Source organism: Pseudomonas bohemica, assembly GCF_002934685.1.
Classification (GTDB): Bacteria; Pseudomonadota; Gammaproteobacteria; order Pseudomonadales; family Pseudomonadaceae; genus Aquipseudomonas; species Aquipseudomonas bohemica.
Window position 1 is genome coordinate 1 of the sequence record NZ_NKHL01000025.1, and the last position, 662, is coordinate 662.

Sequence of the window (662 nt, forward strand, 5' to 3'; positions counted from 1 at the left end):
TGGCGCATGACCACGTCGACCTTGGCGGCCCAAAGGCGGTAGTGCTCGCAGAACCAGCTGTATTGGAAGCCTTGCGGGTGAGCGAGTCGATATTCCTGCCAGAGCAAGGCTAAAGTGACGCCGGGGCGGCGCAACTCCGCGTGTACCCACGCCCAGTCAGGCATTGGGCGCTGGTCGGTCGGCACTGGCGCTGCCGGTGGAAACAGCCGTCGATTCAACTCCGCGTCAGAAATATCGATGGGCCACTGAAGCCCACTGGCGGCGAACCGGCAAAGGTAATCCCCTGCACTCGAATGGCCGATGGATAAGCTGGCGGCGATCTTGCGCACGGACAGGCCGGCGTCGAACTTTAGGCGTAGTACCTCTCGGATTTTACGCATGGATAAACGCTCCACGACGACCTCTTCGCTTCGAAAAAAGAGGTCGATAGTAGTGAATAGTCCTGCGTTGCTGCCTGCCTGAGAGTGTCCGGATGGCCGTGGAATCGGTGTCCAGATGCTTGTGGAATGAGTGTCCGGATCAGCGTGGAATCAGTGTCCGGATGTTGGTGGAATGGGTGTCCGGATGGTCATGGAATCCGCACTCACGCCAAGTAATTGGTTGGTCAATGAAGCCAAGGATGTGCAGCGACCTGGCTATCGACGCGATGTTGATGGCTGTAT

1 pseudogene is annotated in these 662 nt (G+C 58.2%); it reads right to left on the reverse strand.

The window, feature by feature from the left end:
* Positions 1–380: pseudogene (locus CE491_RS00070) on the reverse strand (IS21 family transposase); the annotation flags it as partial.
* Positions 381–662: the final 282 nt, after the last annotated feature.